At 46.6% G+C, this 15,486-nt stretch carries 17 protein-coding genes and 3 pseudogenes; 10 read left to right on the top strand and 10 right to left on the bottom strand.

Annotated elements, in window-relative coordinates; all coding sequences use genetic code 11:
- The first annotated feature begins 327 nt into the window (after positions 1-327).
- Genes OEZ43_11590 through OEZ43_11580 form a run of 3 tightly spaced genes read left to right on the top strand, consistent with a single transcriptional unit; the run spans position 328 to position 4,287 of the window.
- Complete coding sequence (locus OEZ43_11590) at positions 328-1,017, top strand: hypothetical protein (GenBank protein ID MDH5546227.1); 690 nt, start codon at positions 328-330, stop codon at positions 1,015-1,017.
- Complete coding sequence (locus tag OEZ43_11585) at positions 989-2,017, top strand: hypothetical protein (protein ID MDH5546226.1); 1,029 nt, start codon at positions 989-991, stop codon at positions 2,015-2,017. Before OEZ43_11590 ends, OEZ43_11585 begins: the two co-directional genes overlap by 29 nt.
- Positions 2,014-4,287 (top strand): hypothetical protein, encoded by a 2,274-nt coding sequence (locus OEZ43_11580; protein MDH5546225.1) that lies wholly within the window; start codon positions 2,014-2,016, stop codon positions 4,285-4,287. Before OEZ43_11585 ends, OEZ43_11580 begins: the two co-directional genes overlap by 4 nt.
- A gap of 28 nt (positions 4,288-4,315) precedes the next feature.
- Here OEZ43_11580 and OEZ43_11575 read toward each other — a convergent pair whose 3' ends face one another.
- Both OEZ43_11575 and OEZ43_11570 read right to left on the bottom strand, forming a co-directional pair.
- A complete protein-coding gene (locus tag OEZ43_11575) occupies positions 4,316-4,537 on the bottom strand; it encodes a DUF1456 family protein (GenBank protein MDH5546224.1) in 222 nt (73 codons plus the stop codon).
- A 6-nt stretch (positions 4,538-4,543) separates the two neighbouring features.
- The gene (locus tag OEZ43_11570) at positions 4,544-4,942 is read right to left on the bottom strand and encodes an RNA-binding protein (protein ID MDH5546223.1); all 399 of its coding nucleotides are present in this window, start codon (positions 4,940-4,942) and stop codon (positions 4,544-4,546) included.
- A gap of 32 nt (positions 4,943-4,974) precedes the next feature.
- Between OEZ43_11570 and OEZ43_11565 the strand changes: the two genes are divergently transcribed.
- Both OEZ43_11565 and OEZ43_11560 read left to right on the top strand, forming a co-directional pair.
- Positions 4,975-5,226 (top strand): type II toxin-antitoxin system CcdA family antitoxin, encoded by a 252-nt coding sequence (locus OEZ43_11565; protein MDH5546222.1) that lies wholly within the window; start codon positions 4,975-4,977, stop codon positions 5,224-5,226.
- Positions 5,226-5,540 carry a CcdB family protein gene (locus OEZ43_11560; protein MDH5546221.1) on the top strand — a complete coding sequence of 105 codons (315 nt, stop codon included), beginning with the start codon at positions 5,226-5,228 and terminating at the stop codon, positions 5,538-5,540. The genes OEZ43_11565 and OEZ43_11560 overlap by 1 nt, the downstream gene beginning before the upstream one ends.
- A 127-nt stretch (positions 5,541-5,667) precedes the next feature.
- Here OEZ43_11560 and OEZ43_11555 read toward each other — a convergent pair whose 3' ends face one another.
- The 3 genes and pseudogenes from OEZ43_11555 to OEZ43_11545 all read right to left on the bottom strand — a co-directional run bounded on the left by OEZ43_11555 (position 5,668) and on the right by OEZ43_11545 (position 7,614).
- Entirely contained in the window at positions 5,668-6,717 is a 1,050-nt protein-coding gene (locus tag OEZ43_11555; GenBank protein ID MDH5546220.1) for a hypothetical protein, read from the bottom strand.
- Positions 6,718-6,950: 233 nt separating this feature from the next.
- Positions 6,951-7,214 (bottom strand): annotated as a pseudogene (locus OEZ43_11550) (DbpA RNA binding domain-containing protein).
- Positions 7,215-7,386: 172 nt separating this feature from the next.
- Positions 7,387-7,614, bottom strand: coding sequence for a hypothetical protein (locus OEZ43_11545; GenBank protein ID MDH5546219.1), 228 nt, complete (start codon positions 7,612-7,614; stop codon positions 7,387-7,389).
- 266 nt (positions 7,615-7,880) lie between these two features.
- On the opposite strand from OEZ43_11545, the gene OEZ43_11540 reads away from it, so the two are divergent.
- Complete coding sequence (locus OEZ43_11540; GenBank protein MDH5546218.1) at positions 7,881-9,062, top strand: Fic family protein; 1,182 nt, start codon at positions 7,881-7,883, stop codon at positions 9,060-9,062.
- A 63-nt stretch (positions 9,063-9,125) separates the two neighbouring features.
- Here the strand turns inward: OEZ43_11540 and dbpA are convergent, their stop codons facing one another.
- Together dbpA and OEZ43_11530 are read right to left on the bottom strand one after the other, a co-directional pair.
- Positions 9,126-10,508, bottom strand: coding sequence for an ATP-dependent RNA helicase DbpA (gene dbpA, locus OEZ43_11535; GenBank protein ID MDH5546217.1), 1,383 nt, complete (start codon positions 10,506-10,508; stop codon positions 9,126-9,128).
- A 274-nt stretch (positions 10,509-10,782) separates the two neighbouring features.
- The gene (locus tag OEZ43_11530) at positions 10,783-11,829 is read right to left on the bottom strand and encodes a GSU2403 family nucleotidyltransferase fold protein (protein ID MDH5546216.1); all 1,047 of its coding nucleotides are present in this window, start codon (positions 11,827-11,829) and stop codon (positions 10,783-10,785) included.
- A gap of 181 nt (positions 11,830-12,010) precedes the next feature.
- Here OEZ43_11530 and OEZ43_11525 point away from each other — a divergent pair.
- Positions 12,011-12,241 (top strand): annotated as a pseudogene (locus tag OEZ43_11525) (5'-nucleotidase).
- Between the two features lie 257 nt (positions 12,242-12,498).
- Positions 12,499-13,396, top strand: a pseudogene (locus OEZ43_11520) (Abi family protein).
- 86 nt (positions 13,397-13,482) lie between these two features.
- On the opposite strand, the gene OEZ43_11515 reads toward OEZ43_11520, so the two are convergent.
- Positions 13,483-13,626, bottom strand: coding sequence for a hypothetical protein (locus tag OEZ43_11515; protein ID MDH5546215.1), 144 nt, complete (start codon positions 13,624-13,626; stop codon positions 13,483-13,485).
- Between the two features lie 12 nt (positions 13,627-13,638).
- Complete coding sequence (locus OEZ43_11510) at positions 13,639-14,130, bottom strand: hypothetical protein (GenBank protein MDH5546214.1); 492 nt, start codon at positions 14,128-14,130, stop codon at positions 13,639-13,641.
- 213 nt (positions 14,131-14,343) lie between these two features.
- Here OEZ43_11510 and OEZ43_11505 point away from each other — a divergent pair, with 213 nt between their 5' ends.
- Positions 14,344-14,850 (top strand): hypothetical protein, encoded by a 507-nt coding sequence (locus OEZ43_11505; protein MDH5546213.1) that lies wholly within the window; start codon positions 14,344-14,346, stop codon positions 14,848-14,850.
- Positions 14,847-15,164: a hypothetical protein gene (locus OEZ43_11500; GenBank protein MDH5546212.1), complete on the top strand. Its 318-nt coding sequence runs from the start codon at positions 14,847-14,849 to the stop codon at positions 15,162-15,164. Before OEZ43_11505 ends, OEZ43_11500 begins: the two co-directional genes overlap by 4 nt.
- On the opposite strand, the gene OEZ43_11495 is transcribed toward OEZ43_11500, so the two are convergent.
- Entirely contained in the window at positions 15,142-15,486 is a 345-nt protein-coding gene (locus OEZ43_11495) for a hypothetical protein (GenBank protein MDH5546211.1), read from the bottom strand. The genes OEZ43_11500 and OEZ43_11495 overlap by 23 nt on opposite strands.

Below are 15,486 nucleotides of genomic sequence, written 5' to 3'. Positions count from 1 at the left end.
GTTTGCGAAAAAAAAGGCGTCATCAAGTAGCCGATAATTTCCATTTTTTAATAGATGGCAATGAATCGGAAAAATTTCACAGGAAGATTACTGCGGTTTCACATTACGATTGAGGATTAAGTGGGAAATATATGGAATACTCAGGCGTGTATTCCTTACCCAATTGCTGAGAGATTATCCACGAAAGCAATTACTACTTTAGTTCTATGTCAGCGAAGCGCAGAACATCATCAAGCGTCGTTAAATTCCAACACAATCTTTACATCCCGAGTATGTAGTTTTATGCTTGTTCCCGCTGTTCGCTAGCCGTCAAAGGGAAGGACCATAATGAAAAGGATACTGCTGTCGGTCATTTTGTGGCCACTTGTTGGTGTTTGTGTTGCGGCCGACGTCATCCATATCACAAAACTGGACGAGCAGTTCATCGAAGAGGTCAAGGTCTCGGGTAGAACCGAGTCTGGGATCATGTATAAGACAAGATATGACAAAGCAAATCTTGAAGCGTTGTATGTAGACGTGCCGTTAAAATCCAACGGCTCGGTATGTGTCGACATCGTTAGCATCGACGGAAAATACAAGGGATATTTTGAGCACACACTCACCGGCAACGACGAGCTGGCCGTCGGATTTGATGTTTCCTCCAAACACAAAGATCGTCTCGCCAATTATCATCCAGATCATCTAGTGGTGCTGGCGCAGATTCAAAATAATTGTGCGGACCGAAAAAAGACACCGAACTATGTCTTATCGTCGTGGGGCTTCCCCTTGCGTGAGGCAGTCAATGTCTATCTGAATAAGGGCGGTTCAAGTGTAAAGGCCATGCTCCAGGTAAAAAACAACAGTGGCAAGGCAAAAAAATTCAAGTGTCAGAAGATCAAGGACGCGCGTCCGGTGGTCTATGATGCGATTTGTACCGTAGACGATGTAAAGCAGTACAATCTGGCGACTCTGCGTTTTGTCACCAAGCGCATGGGTGAGATTTTGCGCAATGGGGATCTTAAAATTGGCGCCAGATAACGAGGCAAAGGAGTCGTGGGTAGTCTCTTGTATAAGGCGTATTTTGCCGGTCTTTCTAGTCAATGACGGGTTGGATTTATCTCCGGAAGAAATCGACATAAGATGGCGAGACAGGTGGAGCACGCTACGATTACATGCACTACTGATACTACTTCTTTTCTTATTATTAGTCGTACTTTTTGGTGCTGTTTTCTACTTGTCGTTTTTAAAGTCCTATAACACCACATTCAATATTAATGCGGAAACTGAGTTGTTGGTGTTGCAGACCTACCCGAATACTAATCACGCCCCTTGGGTGTTGGAAAACGCGAATATTGTTTATGGTTGTGATGCTGAAGACGAATTCACGAACTTTAATGGCGTATTAGAACTAACACCAGGTGTGGCGGCAGTCTTTAAACGGATTTCCTATGGCGATTTGAATATCTCGCTTGAATTTGAAGACGGCAAATCGGTTGGCAATCTCTACGATAACTCGGAGACACTGATCAAAACACTGCCAGCCTGCACCTATATCAAACTGAAAGACTTTCAAAAGCGAGCCAATAAAGGGCAAACTAGTCTTTTCAGATTGAGTGGGAAAGTCGTTTTGGGTGAAGAGTTGGGCGATTCTATCATTGCGCAACAGCCGTTGTTTAAGGGCGGAGAAGTCAGCTTTAGCGAGAAAAAACTCGGTTTTAACGAATACTATAGTATTGGTCCTTATCCCTTGCCGGTCGGCGCTTTTGTCAAAGTACAAAAGAATACCGAAATGAGTTTTAGTGACTTTGATTCCTTAGGTCAGGGCTTTGTGACGATTAATGCCGATGAGGCGATGCGTGTGGTCTATAGAGAAACCGGCGAAAGTGTCATTGTTCAACACTACAAGTCTGAACCGTTTGAAATCAGCAACGGGATTATGAAAAGACTGTTTAGCGAATCAGGTCAGGCCTATCTGTGGGCGATTGCACTAATTGTTTACGGGCTCATAAGAATTCTATTGAGGATATCACTAAAGTGAAAAAATATTTCCTATCGCCAGTATTCGTCGTGATGACTTTATCAATGTTTAATTTTGACGCGATGGCATCGGATGCCCGGGTTATTGCTGACGGCGAGTTTGGTCAGGGAACTTTTAGAACCAGGGGACACGAGTGTTTTTTTGTCACAGCACAACATGTGGTGGAGAAGGGCGGTCCGATTAAGCTTGTAACAGGCGGTCGAAAAACATTCGGTGCGAAGCTCATACAAGAGTTCGGTGATCAATTCGATACTGCAGTACTGATTGTAGAAAGCTATGACGCCTGTAAGAATAGCGTTTGGAATAAAGGCACGGGCATTGCCAAGATTCTGGATGAAAATCAGGAGGGAGTGCTAAAAGTACGTAATGACAGCGGAGGTTTGATATCAATACGTGTCTTTATACGCGAAAACTTGCAAGATCACCTCCTGATAGAAGCAATGAATCCATCCGATACTATTTCACAAGGTTACAGTGGAGGTACCTTATACATAGGGGAATATGTTGTTGGAATGCTTCTTAGTGAGGAGGAGGGTTTCGGTAATGTTATTAAACAATCATCTATCGACAAAATTGTCAGTCTGTTTTTCGAAGGTGATTCGTATGAGACAGACAACGTCATCAAATTTACAAAATACGTTCAAGGCGACACGTCGGCCATGTCGGGTGACGTGCTTGCGCATTTTAAAGGCGACATCAAATTGAACGAAACGGACGGGTATGCACTAAAACTTAAAAAGAATTCGCCGGTATTACTGGCTACTCCGAAAATGGAAAAAGGCACTCGTTTTGATCTACAGATATGGTCCTCAAAAAACAAGATGCTACGACAGGAAAAAAATCTTGGGGCAACTTATAAAGAAATGCTGTTTACGCCGGAAGACTCAGATCGCTACGAACTTAAGGTCATCGGTACGCGCAATCAAGGCGACTACGATCTGATTGTCACCCAATTGGCCAAAGATTCAGAACTGCGAAGCTCGAGCAACCGTATCCAGGACGGTGAGCGCATCGAACCGATGATCGCCGCCGGTGCAGAGAGCGAATACCGTTACCGCGGGAGTAAAAATACGCCGATTTTGTTGGTGTCTGAAAAAACCAGTAATGGCATGAGCTATGAGTTGCAGCTAGTCGATAGAAGTCGCAAGCTAATAAAGCAGTGGAAGGGACTGGGAACCAATCACAATGAATTGGTGTTTACACCACCCAGGAATAATCAATACGTGCTGCGCTTTATCGGTGAGAAAGGATATGGACGAGCAGGGCTGGCGATGCAGCAGATTATTTCAGATAAGGAGCTGCGCAAACAAACCCTGAAGTTCGGTGAGCAACAGAGCAGTATTATGGCCGAGGGCGGGGTTGCGGAGTACAAAGTCAGGCTGGATAAAGGCGCGTCTGTAGTGTTTTCTCTGGATAAAGACAAAGCCGCCGCGCAATACGACATCGAGTTTTTGGACACACGTTTCAAACCAATCAAATCCTGGACGAAAGTAGCCAATAATTTTCATGAGTTTTCACACGCCGTCGAGCATAGCGCTAATTTCTACATACGTATTACCGGCGCAAAAGACGTAAGTGACTACACACTTGAGGTCAGCAATTTTTCTGAGCAGGGCCAGGAAGAACACAATAACAAAGTGGTGTTTGACGAATTTCATGAGGGCGAACTCGTCGACAATCAGGTACGCAAGTACAAGGCGCGATTCAAGCGCAACTCGCCAGTCATCATCCGACTGGAAGCGCGGCAATCTGATCTGCGTTATCGGTTTGACCTACGTGATCCCAGAGGGAAGAAAGTAAAGACAATGAAAGACGCCGGTAAACAAACCCAGGAATTTGTGTTTACCCCAAACTACACGGGTGACTACCGCCTGGAACTTGAAGGCACCAAGTCCTACGGTGAATTTGCATTTTTTGTTTCGGAACTAGCCACAGACCAGAACTTAAAAAGCACCGAGAATATTGTCAAAGTTAATCAAGGCGTTTTCACCGGCATGATAGCGGAAGGAGCCGAGGCCGTGTATCGACTGAGTAGTCGATTCGACAAGCTGATCAAGCTTATTTTTGAACCCAATGAAGCTGGCGCCGTTTATGAAATCGAGTTGCTAACGCTTGCTGGAAAGTCGATCGGACACTGGAAGGATTTGGGACGTAATGCGGTGGAAAAAGAAGTCGATTTGCCAGAGCCCGGTGTTTACTTGTTAAAGGTAATTGGCAAAACTGGCTACGGAAAAACACACGTATCGGCGATTACGGATCGGTTTCGTTAGGCGAGAATACATCGCGCCCGATCCAAATTTATTCTTTTTCACCACGCTTATAAATAATGTAGCCATTCAAAAAATGATTCAGCACCAGGTCGCTACAGGCTTTGTAATTCTTGTGACCTTCCGAGCGAAAAATCCCCGATAACTCCGACTTGCTGATCTCATAACCCGATAGCTCGAAGATCTCGTACAAATCGATCTCTTTGAGGTCGAGGGCGATGCGCAGTTTTTTCATAATTTCGTTATTCGTCATGGGGGTCTACTTCCTGGGGTTTTTTTCAATGGCGATTTGGACCGTGATCGTTTGATCCATATAAGGCTTGCCGTCCTGCTCCAGCGCCCGTCGCGCCGAATCCTCGTAGGCAAAGGTGACAAAGGCGTAACCCTTGGCCTCCTTGGTCTTCTTCTCACGCGGCAAATGCACCTCGGTGACTGCGCCATAGGTGGAAAAATGCCGTTTCAAATCGGCTTCCGTCGCAAGCTTATTCAGATTGCTCAGATAAATCTTGTTGTCAGGCATACGGGCGTGCTCGCGGGCGTGGGCAAAAGGGCGGCTATTATGCGGCACAAACCCGGCTTTGGCGATAGGGTTAAATGGGAAATGGGAATCTGTCCGCAGATGGGTTTTTCGTGCTTGATGCGCATAAATAGTGCGCATATACTTCCCCTATACCAAATACGGAACCACCTATGACCGAACATGCCCTGGGTTATACGCCTGCCCCAAAAAAATCCGTCAATCTCAGTGTAAACAGCGAGTTAGTGCAAAAGGCAAAAGGTCTGGGCATTAACCTCTCTGCCCTGCTCGAAGTCGCCCTGGTCCAGGCCATACGTGAAAAGGAACGGCAAAACTGGATCGCAGAAAATGCCGACGCCATCGACGATTACAACAAACGAACAGCGGACCAAGGTGTGTTTAGTGACGGCAAGAGGAAGTTCTAGTGGCCCAGTTCGGCGTCTATCGCAACCCCAATCCCGCGACGCGACAAACCGTTCCTTACTTACTCGACGTGCAAAATGACTTATTCGAAACGCTGAACACACGCCTCGTTGTTCCGTTGATCAAAGAAAGTGCGAATAGCAAACCCATCGGCCGTCTCAACCCGCGTTTTGAAATCGAAGGCAAAAAGGTATTTATGTCGACGGCGGAAATGGCCGGTATTTCGACAACGGATTTGGGTGAGTATGTTGGCTCCTTACAGCAACAGCGGGGGGAGATTGTGGATGCGGTGGATTTTCTGGTTGTGGGGTTTTAGCAGATTCTATCGTTAGCTGGTAACTGAACCTACTTTCTCAATCTGACCCTGCATAGTATTCACATCGCGATCCTCGAAATACATCATGTCGCGCAGCGTTAGAACCGCCTTTTAGTGTTTGTACTCCCTAGTGCAGCCTACGATTCTGGAATTTTTGTATCCAGGATATGCGAAAATAGCTGGCCTTGTTTTCAAACGGGTCAATACTTCTGACTGCGCCGATGCGTATGACGGTTTGTGTTTCGCGTTGTTTGCGCAAGTTGAATTCAGCGTAAGCGCCAACTCGGCCTAGATATCCGTCGATGAAAACATCCGGGAGCGATGTTTCGTAGGTTATGCCAATGCCTAGTTCTTGTTTATTGTTATTGATGTTGTACGAGCCGCTGAGAAAAATCGCCTGGTTAGTTATGTCCAGCAGATAATATTTTTCTTTTGTAGTGGATTGTATACTGGCTGCGGCATCGAGATTGATGTTGTCGAATAGGTAGGGAGCTTGGAAAGATTTACCATACAGTATGGAGATATATGTTTTTCGATTATAAAGTTGATCGCCAAATCTCGAAAAATTACTCAGCGACAAGCCTCCGTAGCTAGCGCTGTTGGATCTTGAAACAATCGGTGACGAAAGATTTTCACTATCATTTATTTTGTAGAACCACTCCCATTTAGCTTCTTTTCTGTATCTTCCCGATATGGTGTGCGCTTCTATGAGATAGTCGCCTTTGGTCCAGTAAAGATCCTCTTCACGTGGCTGTACAAAATACTGTATGCCAAGACCTGCGAGAACACCCCCGGTGACAATTGGCTCAATCAGCAAGGGACTTAAAAACAAAAGGCCAAACATAGGAGGAGACGAAAGAAAGTCCACGATTGAGCGCTTATGAAGTTCAATCCTATCGGGTTCGCCTAGTGCATTGACTAGTGTTGACTTATCTGCCCGCTCATTTAAGTCGGGCGAGGAAGTTCCAGAAAGCGCGATTTGATATTTTAGATAGTTCTCAGGATGTAATCCCTCTACATCCGGATATTTCCCCAACAGTTCCTCAGGCGCTAAATGAAACTCACTTTCCTCAGTCGGCGTGTTCTTCAATACGATTTGTGTTTTTTTGTGAGCACACGCCGTAGACAACAAAAAAATGAGTACGGTAATTAGAAAAACAAAAGTATTTTTATACATAATCTACCTAGTACTTTGCCAGGAAGCGAACACGGTTGACGAACTCGACAAAAATTGAGACACAGCTAATACCCTTCATTTTCGTTATTTTAGGTGGCGGATCATGCCTGCAATGGATAGGGAAGTCTAATAGAAGTGGCTAACAGTGTGCTGCTTAATCGTATAAAAATTAAGATATATTATTGGTAATTTGGATGTTTTATTCGGGCCCGATGGAACCACTCCGCCACGTTCTATACCCGCCGCACCCGAAACGAACGGCCTTTCAATTTACCCTGGGTTAATTTCTGCAACGCGGCCTTCGCGACTTCCTGTCGCACGGCGACAAAAGACCAGTTGTCGTATAACTGAATCTTGCCCACCTGTTTACCATCGATCCCGTTTTCACCGGTAAGTGCACCGAGAATATCACCGGCGCGGACTTTTTGTTTTTTGCCGCCATCGATTTGTAGTGTCACCATCGCCGCGCGATAGACCGGTTTTTCCAACACGGAAAACTGGCATCTGTCCGCACACGGATTCTTCATGCTTGATGCGCAGGTGCTGCACCTATGCCACACTCGGAGCCTTCTATGACCGAACATGCCCTGTGCGATTCGCCTGCCCCAAAAAAGTCCGTCAATCTCTAAGTAACTAGCGAGTTAGTGCAAAAGGCCAAAGCCTTGTGTATTAACCTCCAATCAACAAAACCCCAAAGCTATACAAAACCACCGGCAACAAACAAAACACCCCGCACCACAACTGAACCCTGGCAGACAAACCCAGAGCGATAAACTTATCGAGCCGCTTCCCCTGCCGGGCACGATAAATCATGTAAACCCCAAAACAGGCAAACACAAACAAAGCGATCCAGCCATAGGTGTAACGGGATAGGGGGCCGATGAAAAATTCTTGCATGGCGGTGTTGCTCACTTTGAGGGGACCAGTTGCATCCTAACAAATCGCAGGCTGGCAGGGCCGCGAACATGTTTCCCACATCGACATATCCGGCAGATATGTCGAAAAAAGCCGTAAAAGTCGACATGACGGGCCGAGGTCTATGGACTATACTTCTCCCATTCATCTGGACATAAATATTGACATAAATCCAGTAATAAAAATGTAACTCATTGAAAATACATAGTTATAAATGAAAATGTGCTGGACATTTAGCTGGACAAAATATGCCTAAAGAAAAACGCATAGAAACCCACCGCTCAGGCTTCTTCCGTTTTATGGTCGGTGTCGATATGGCCAGTATCGAGGCCGATTTGTTGCGGATAGAGGACGCCCATCACCGGTTTTCGAGTATTCCTATTATCCCTGACGTCGCCGCGCGTCTGGAAAAAGAAGTGGTGGCGGCCAGCGTGTTCGGCACCAATACCATAGAAGGCGGTACCCTTAGCGAGGAAGAAACGGCCAGGGTTATAGAGCGACTTCCCGAGAGCCGCGATGAAACTGAGCAGCGCGTTATCAACATCAAGCATGCCTATGAAAAAGCCGAAACGTTCAGCCAGCAATGTATTAATTCTCTAAAGCGCGACAACTCTCCAGCACAAGGCATCGCGGTGTCTTTGCAGGAAGCCATGTTTACAGATTTACATGAGCTGATTACGCAACAACTAAGTCATCCGTTCAATGTTCCAGGTCAATATCGCGATAACCTAAAAGGCCAGTTGACCAAGGTTGGCGATGCAGAACATGGCGGTGTTTATACGCCACCAAAGTGCAAGGATGACATTATCTTGCTAATGAGAAGCTTTATCGAGTGGATCAATAGCGACGAAATTCGACGTCTCCCGCCACTCATACGCGCACCGCTCGCACATTATTATTTTGAGCGCATACACCCCTTCTGGGATGGTAATGGGAGGGTTGGTCGCGTCGTCGAGATGTTGATACTGAAATGCGCAGGTTATAAATACGCACATTTTGCCTTATCGCGTTTTTATCTGGACAACATTGATGAATATTTTACGGTGTTCAATCGGGCGAGAAAATCCGAGGAAAGCGGCGAAACCAATCCCAATACGGCATTTATCCGCTTCTTTCTCAAAGGGATGTTGACAGTCATCAATCAATTGCACGATAGAGCGAATCGTATAATTGCGCTAGTGTTGTATGAAAACATGCTCAACAATTTACTAAACGATAGAAAGATCAATCAGCGCCAATACATCATTGTGACCACCATCATGGAAACCGGTCTATCGCTTCCATTGAAAACATTGCAGGCCAAGCCCTGGTATCAAGCCTTGTACCAAAAACTAAGTTCAAAAACCTGTTCCAGGGATTTGAATGGATTGGTGGACCATCAGATATTGGAATTGACGAAAGACAAAGAGCTTCGTTTGCTTGTGCCGTAATTGACAGTGGATTACTCACCGAACCCGGAAAGTAGGCTCAGTCACAACTTTCTCAGTAACTCGCTATATTTTCCGCACTCGAAACGAGCGGCCTTTCAATTTACCCTGGGTTAATTTCTGCAACGCGGCCTTTGCGACTTCCTGTCGCACTGCGACAAAAGACCAGTTATCGTATAACTGAATCTTGCCCACCTGTTTTCCATCAATCCCGTTTTCGCCGGTCAGTGCACCCAGAATATCACCGGCGCGGACTTTCTGTTTTTTACCGCCATCGATTTGTAGTGTCACCATCGCTGCGCGATAGACCGGTTTTTCCAGCACATTAAAAGAGGGCAGAGATTCGGCTTTGATCGAACGGCCTAAATATTCCTCAAGCCGCGCCAATTTGTGCGCCTCTTTTTCATAATACAAAGTACAGGCAATGCCCTTGTTACCCGCGCGACCGGTGCGACCGACACGGTGCACGTGTACCTCCGCATCGTGCGCCAGTTGATAATTGATCACCGCATCCAGTGCATCGATATCCAGCCCGCGCGCCGCGACATCGGTCGCCACCAGAATCGAAATACTTTTGTTGGCAAACTGCACCAGCGTCTGATCACGCTCACGTTGTTCCAGATCACCATGCAAGGCCTTGGCAGTAAAGCCATAACGGCCCAGTTCATCTGCAATTTCCTGCGCGTCCTTTTTCATATTACAAAATACCACCGCGGATTCCGGCCGATGCTTGAGCAGCAGCAAACGCACGGCGGTCAAACGTTCTACATTGTCATCGAGTTTGAAGAAGTGCTGTTGAATACTGCTGCTGTCATGGGTTTCTTCCAACTGCACCGATACCGGCTCGCGCATCACGCGCTTAGCGATGGATTGAATCTGCTGCGGAAAGGTGGCACTAAACAATAGCGTCTGACGCTGCGTGGGTATGGCGTCGATAATTGCATCCAGCGCCGGTTGAAAACCCATATCGAGCATGCGATCCGCCTCATCCAGTACCAGGGTGTTGAGCCCATCGAGTTTCAGCGAGCCGCGATTAAGGTGATCCTCCACCCGGCCAGGTGTGCCGACGATGATATGCGCACCATGTTCCAGCGAGGCCTTCTGCGGCGCGACGGGCGTGCCGCCACACAGCGTCAGCACCTTGATGTTCGGAATACTGCGCCCCAGTTTGCGCACCTCGGTCGCCACCTGATCTGCCAGCTCCCGCGTCGGGCAAAGAATCAAACCCTGCACACGCAGGTTTCGCACATCCAGCTTTTCCAGCAAACCCAGACTAAATGCCGCGGTCTTACCAGAACCTGTCTTCGCCTGCGCAATCACATCCTTGCCCGCCAGCACATGCGGCAAACTCTGCGCCTGGATGGGTGTCATGGCGGTATAGCCGAGCGAGCTCAGGTTCTCGAGCAGGGCGGGGTTGAGTGCAAGTGTGGAAAAGGGCGTCTGGTTCAAGGGGTTTGTCCTGGTGGGTTATGGATAGAGAACGGGCGCATAGTAACAGAAAAAAGGGGTCTACCCCCGATATGGCTCTTATTTTAGTTTCCTCTGAGTTTTCGAATTATCACCGAACGGCTTGAGGCATTTATGACTCCCGACAGGGATATCAATCGTCTGCCCGGGGAATTTCAAGACGCAGGTTTGGAATTGAATCCGCCCCCACTAGCGGATCATCGTCCCTTTAAGGTGGCCGATATAATGTGGCTGTTTCAATCTGACCTCACTTTTTTCAAAACGACAACAATTCAGCAAGCTTGCTAAGCAGTTCCTTGTCAGAAATCTTGTCTATTCCTTCACGAGCATGGCTCTGCCAGTTCTTTCCGAAACTTTCCAGGTCTTTCCATGCAGAAAGAAGTGATACGCGATCGATGTCGAGGAGAACCTGGAACAGGATTTCTGCTTGAAAAATATCTTTCTTACTTTTCGCTCTTTGTGTAATTGGACGTCGTGATGAAATGATGCATTTATGCAGCGCATAACGAGCCGGATGAGGAATATTCACCAGGATACCGGCGTTGTCGATTAACACGGTTTGTATCGGTTCCTTTATTAGGAAGTCGAGAAATCGCAATGGTTGGGCATAGGTCTGGAGTGAATGTAGTTTTATTGGACCGGACTCAGGCTTGCCAATGAGCGGTGTGAGCATATCGAGTTTGATTTCTTTTCGTCGAATCTTGAACGACGTCGAAGGATGTTTTGGATTTAACGCAGGGATAGGTATAAACCCCATCTCGGTACGTTCGATTATGTCGCCAAAGTCGATTTGGATATTGGACTGAAGTACCACGTCAACGTCGAGGTCCTGAATGAGATCGATATCGTGTGTTTGTATCGCAGAACCGAATAACTTTACGCCGAGTAGATTTCCATAAGATCGAAACGCTTGTGTTCCGACCAGTACGACACCCGCGCGAAAGATACCGCTGTCTGCAAGCATCGACAGTACCTTACCAACGGCCGAGTCCAGCGCAAGTAAACCGCCCGCTTTTAACATGGCGCACATTTCTTGTCGACGTTGCTGGCTGAGTTTTGCCTCGGTTCGAATGTCATCCCAATTGTTTACAAGTTTCAGAACTCTGTCATTCTCGGGCCCAAGGTATACCTGTTTTTGTTTTCCCGCTTCATGGTATTGGAGATACCAATAAGGCTTTCCCTTCACCTCCTTGGATACAAAGCTGCCGGCCAGATCACCTAGATCCCGGCTCAATTCGTCGGAGGTGACCTGTTCGACAAATTGTTGGAACAGGGTAGTGGTCGAAAGCGGCAAGTTTTCCATAGGGTGTTATACGTTAAATAGATGTATGTAACGTATAACTCTTATGTTGCATCTGGTCAAGGGAAAGTCGGGTCAGATACAAGCTACTGCTTACATTAGCGAAAACTGGTATCTGCCCCTACTTTCCTCAAACCCGGCCCCGGTTTTCCGCTGGTAAAGGCCTTTCTCAAACTCAATATCTCCCGAAGGCCCGTTCGCAAAATTACTCAAATCCCTCGCCTATATACAAAACCAACACCCAAGCAAACCCAAACCGATACGCACCGCACTCGTCACCGCCCGCGCCAGGCGGGAAACCGATAGGCCACAAAAATTGCTGAGCTGCCCCGAAAGTACTAATAACTACATGAAATTATTAATTACTTTTTGTAAAATCACGATACTACGATTATTCTTATGCAATACAAAATAAACATTAATAAAGAGGGAAAGGGGCGGTGAATTGTCTCTAAAAACTATATTCCAACATGCGGAACCTCTAATTGAACGGTTATTTGCTAGGCCTGCTTTTCATAGGTATTTACTGAAAGCGCAGCCGCTTTTTTTCGCAAACAGTAAATTTCTCCTTGAAAAAGATAAAAAGTTGCCGATAATTAGCAGCAACAACACCCGCCACGCATTCCGTCAGATCTGCGCACCCCGGCGGGTTACTTTTACTGGGGCTAGTCAATGCGTTTTACCAAGCCCCCAACCACCCTCGAACAACAAATCCATCTACTTGAAACCCGAGGGATGTCGATCCCCGACCATAACCGGGCATGCCACTATCTTGCACACCTCAACTATTATCGCCTAGGTGCTTACTGGCTTCCGTTTGAAGCAGATCACTCCACCCATCAATTCAAGACTGGCACAACATTCGAAGACGTCTTACACCTTTACATTTTCGATCGTGAATTACGGCTATTGGTGATGGATGCGATCGAACGAATCGAAGTTTCTGTGCGAACACAATGGGCTTATCACTTGGGCCATATCTATGGTGCCCACGCGTTTCTTGATAAATCCATTTTCAATAATGGCAATCAATACCAACGTTGCATAAAAAACCTTAAAGAAGAAATTGATCGCAGCCAGGAAACCTTCATCAATCACTATCGAAACAAGTACGATGATCTAGAATTACCACCTATCTGGGCAGTGGTCGAGGTAATGTCACTCGGCCAACTTTCCAAGTGGGTTTCCAACATCAAAAAAGCGAGCTGATCGTCGAGCCATTGCGGATATTTATGATCTGGACGAAAGCGTACTGATTTCATTCTTACATCACCTCACCATCATCCGGAACATTTGCGCCCATCACAGTCGATTATGGAATCGGCAATTTGGTTTTCAAATGAAAATACCCAGTCGCCGCCCCGCGCAGTTCATTGCCTGTTTCAATCCGGCTCAATCCAAGAAACTGTACAATACGCTGGTTCTATTGGAGTACCTGATGGAACGTATAAGTCCCAACACCCATTGGAAGAATCGCTTGATGCAATTGATGGATAATCATCCTATTGCCAGGCCAGCGATCATGGGTTTTCCCGATGGATGGAGGCATCTTTCCATTTGGAAGATGTGATGATTTAAATAAAGAGATATAGAAGTTCGAGAGTAGTCATGATAGATACCTCATCTCAATTCTCCGCCGACATAAAAATTTCTGCTTTAATCAACGAGCCTGCGATTGCACGTTGACAAGCGGTGGCAGCGAAAGGATTGTCTTTCAGTATCTTCACTGCCGCGCGTAAACAACGGCGTAGGAATCCACGCCCGACGCCCCAGCGCCTGTTCTTCTGATGTTAATGCCATGGATTTGTCCTCCTATTTTTTTATTTTAATTCCCGCAATCACCGACTCCAGAAACCCAATATCTCGACCCCACAGTGTTAACGTGATAAGCCGGTCGGGCAACTCGTCCAAAGTAATGATCGCCTGTGCGGACCACCACTGAGGTCGTTCATTGGAATAGTAAACCGTTAGACCAGAGTGGCCGGTAATGAACAATCGTGACTTTTCTGAAAACAGCGCATGTCTGTTTTGCAGGTGGCGATTCCAAAAGGCCTGATCTTGTTCGTTCAAAGCGTTCTTCGCTGCTTTCAGTGCGCCGTATTGAATGCGTGCTTTGTCGGCGAGACGAAACTGGCTTTTGCTGAAATCCATATTCATCAGTTGGCTATAGTCAGCCTCGGTCTTGCCAGTAAAGGTGATGACTAACTTGCCATCGATTCCCGAGGTGCTTATAGAAGTCGGGTTTTCGGGCAGATCGATATTCAGGGGGCCATAGTGAATTGGTTTTGCTTTGCCCTTCGACATCGCGGGCTACTCAATATGTTTTGCGGCATAAATTGAGCACCAGCAAAAGAGATACCACCTTTGTACTATTCGATCCGGTACATATATAAAGAACTTTACACACCTACTTAATCGGGCGTAGTCTTGGTCACAGCTATAAAAACTGATAAATGGATAGGCCTATCTATGCATAGTTCCATGTTGTTGCTGAACCCGTATTGAGAATTCCACGCTATGCGTCACCGACATTTCATTCTATTGTTTTCGCTGATGGCATTTGTTTGTTCCACCAGTTGTTTTGCAAACAAAAACGATACAGTAGACGGCTGGTTGAAAGTTTCCATTGATGAGCGGGCCATACTCGCTGCCGACAATGAATTTCTCGCTGCCTTGATCGAACAGGGTCTGGATATCAACACATCTACATGGATCAAACCCACGTTCGGTAGCGATAATATGTTGTGGTTTGTTGATACAAGGGGGGTTGGGCGCAACTACTATCAACGACTAGCCGATATGGATAGTCAGCAATTCCCAAATACTCAAAAGCAGACTGGCGATGGCACACCCTGGCAGTACACCGGTTATCGATACAACGATACCACGTTCGTGCTACGCGTATATCTCTGCACACAACGCGATAACAATACTGTGCTGCTGTTCTGGAGTGGGGAAAGTGCGCCAAAATACCACGATCTCGAAAAACAACTAGAATTACTGAAAGGAAATTGTAAAAAATGACCACGCTTGTTTATAACACTAATCTGCAACAACTACAGGGCTTCGGAAAATCATGGAAGGTTCGCTCCGGCATGCCGGGCTTGTATGCACCAATTCCCAAAGGCACATATACGGCGCCTCCAGGTTCGCTGATGACAGGAAACACCAGTGGCATTGGCGTTCCCTACCATATTAGTAGTTACGATGCCGAAGTTCGCGGGACGCTGTGGGTGGTTGAACAGATGTTGATACACCAGATCTATCCCATAACTGCTCGACTCCGACAAGCCAAATGCGTATTCATCGCCCCCACTAGCGGATCATCGTCCCTTTAAGCGCATTTCGATGCGACTGTATTGCGATATCGCACATAAAATTAGAATAGAAAATCTCGCGATTGGCCTTGACCACTTTATGTACTGCAGGAAGACAGCTTAGTAACCAGCCATAGATGTTTTTAGACTTCGGAATGCACTGTATCCCCGCCAACAATCCAGCCGATGCCTTGTTACAGAAGCGGAACATCACAATAACGTCTTCCGCGTAACGCACAGTTTCGCGGTTGATTTTGTTTACGTGGTAGAGATATTCATTGTCGTTAAAGAGTGCAGCCAACAACTCCGCAACATCTTTCTGTTGTGTATAGGTCAGTGTCAT

Source organism: Gammaproteobacteria bacterium, from assembly GCA_029881255.1.
GTDB lineage: Bacteria > Pseudomonadota > Gammaproteobacteria > S012-40 > S012-40 > JAOUMY01.
The sequence above is the reverse complement of the archived record's forward strand: the minus strand, read 5'-3'. Positions and strand labels throughout refer to the sequence as shown.

Excerpts from the sequence above, each read along its gene's own strand:
- OEZ43_11590 (MDH5546227.1), top strand. The coding sequence starts at position 328 with ATGAAAAGGATACTGCTGTCGGTCATTTTGTGGCCACTTGTTGGTGTT.
- OEZ43_11585 (MDH5546226.1), top strand. The coding sequence starts at position 989 with ATGGGGATCTTAAAATTGGCGCCAGATAACGAGGCAAAGGAGTCGTGG.
- OEZ43_11575 (MDH5546224.1), bottom strand. The coding sequence starts at position 4,537 with ATGACGAATAACGAAATTATGAAAAAACTGCGCATCGCCCTCGACCTC.
- OEZ43_11570 (MDH5546223.1), bottom strand. The coding sequence starts at position 4,942 with ATGCGCACTATTTATGCGCATCAAGCACGAAAAACCCATCTGCGGACA.
- OEZ43_11565 (MDH5546222.1), top strand. The coding sequence starts at position 4,975 with ATGACCGAACATGCCCTGGGTTATACGCCTGCCCCAAAAAAATCCGTC.
- OEZ43_11555 (MDH5546220.1), bottom strand. The coding sequence starts at position 6,717 with ATGTATAAAAATACTTTTGTTTTTCTAATTACCGTACTCATTTTTTTG.
- OEZ43_11545 (MDH5546219.1), bottom strand. The coding sequence starts at position 7,614 with ATGCAAGAATTTTTCATCGGCCCCCTATCCCGTTACACCTATGGCTGG.
- OEZ43_11540 (MDH5546218.1), top strand. The coding sequence starts at position 7,881 with ATGCCTAAAGAAAAACGCATAGAAACCCACCGCTCAGGCTTCTTCCGT.
- OEZ43_11530 (MDH5546216.1), bottom strand. The coding sequence starts at position 11,829 with ATGGAAAACTTGCCGCTTTCGACCACTACCCTGTTCCAACAATTTGTC.
- OEZ43_11515 (MDH5546215.1), bottom strand. The coding sequence starts at position 13,626 with ATGGCATTAACATCAGAAGAACAGGCGCTGGGGCGTCGGGCGTGGATT.
- OEZ43_11510 (MDH5546214.1), bottom strand. The coding sequence starts at position 14,130 with ATGTCGAAGGGCAAAGCAAAACCAATTCACTATGGCCCCCTGAATATC.
- OEZ43_11505 (MDH5546213.1), top strand. The coding sequence starts at position 14,344 with ATGCGTCACCGACATTTCATTCTATTGTTTTCGCTGATGGCATTTGTT.
- OEZ43_11500 (MDH5546212.1), top strand. The coding sequence starts at position 14,847 with ATGACCACGCTTGTTTATAACACTAATCTGCAACAACTACAGGGCTTC.
- OEZ43_11495 (MDH5546211.1), bottom strand. The coding sequence starts at position 15,486 with ATGACACTGACCTATACACAACAGAAAGATGTTGCGGAGTTGTTGGCT.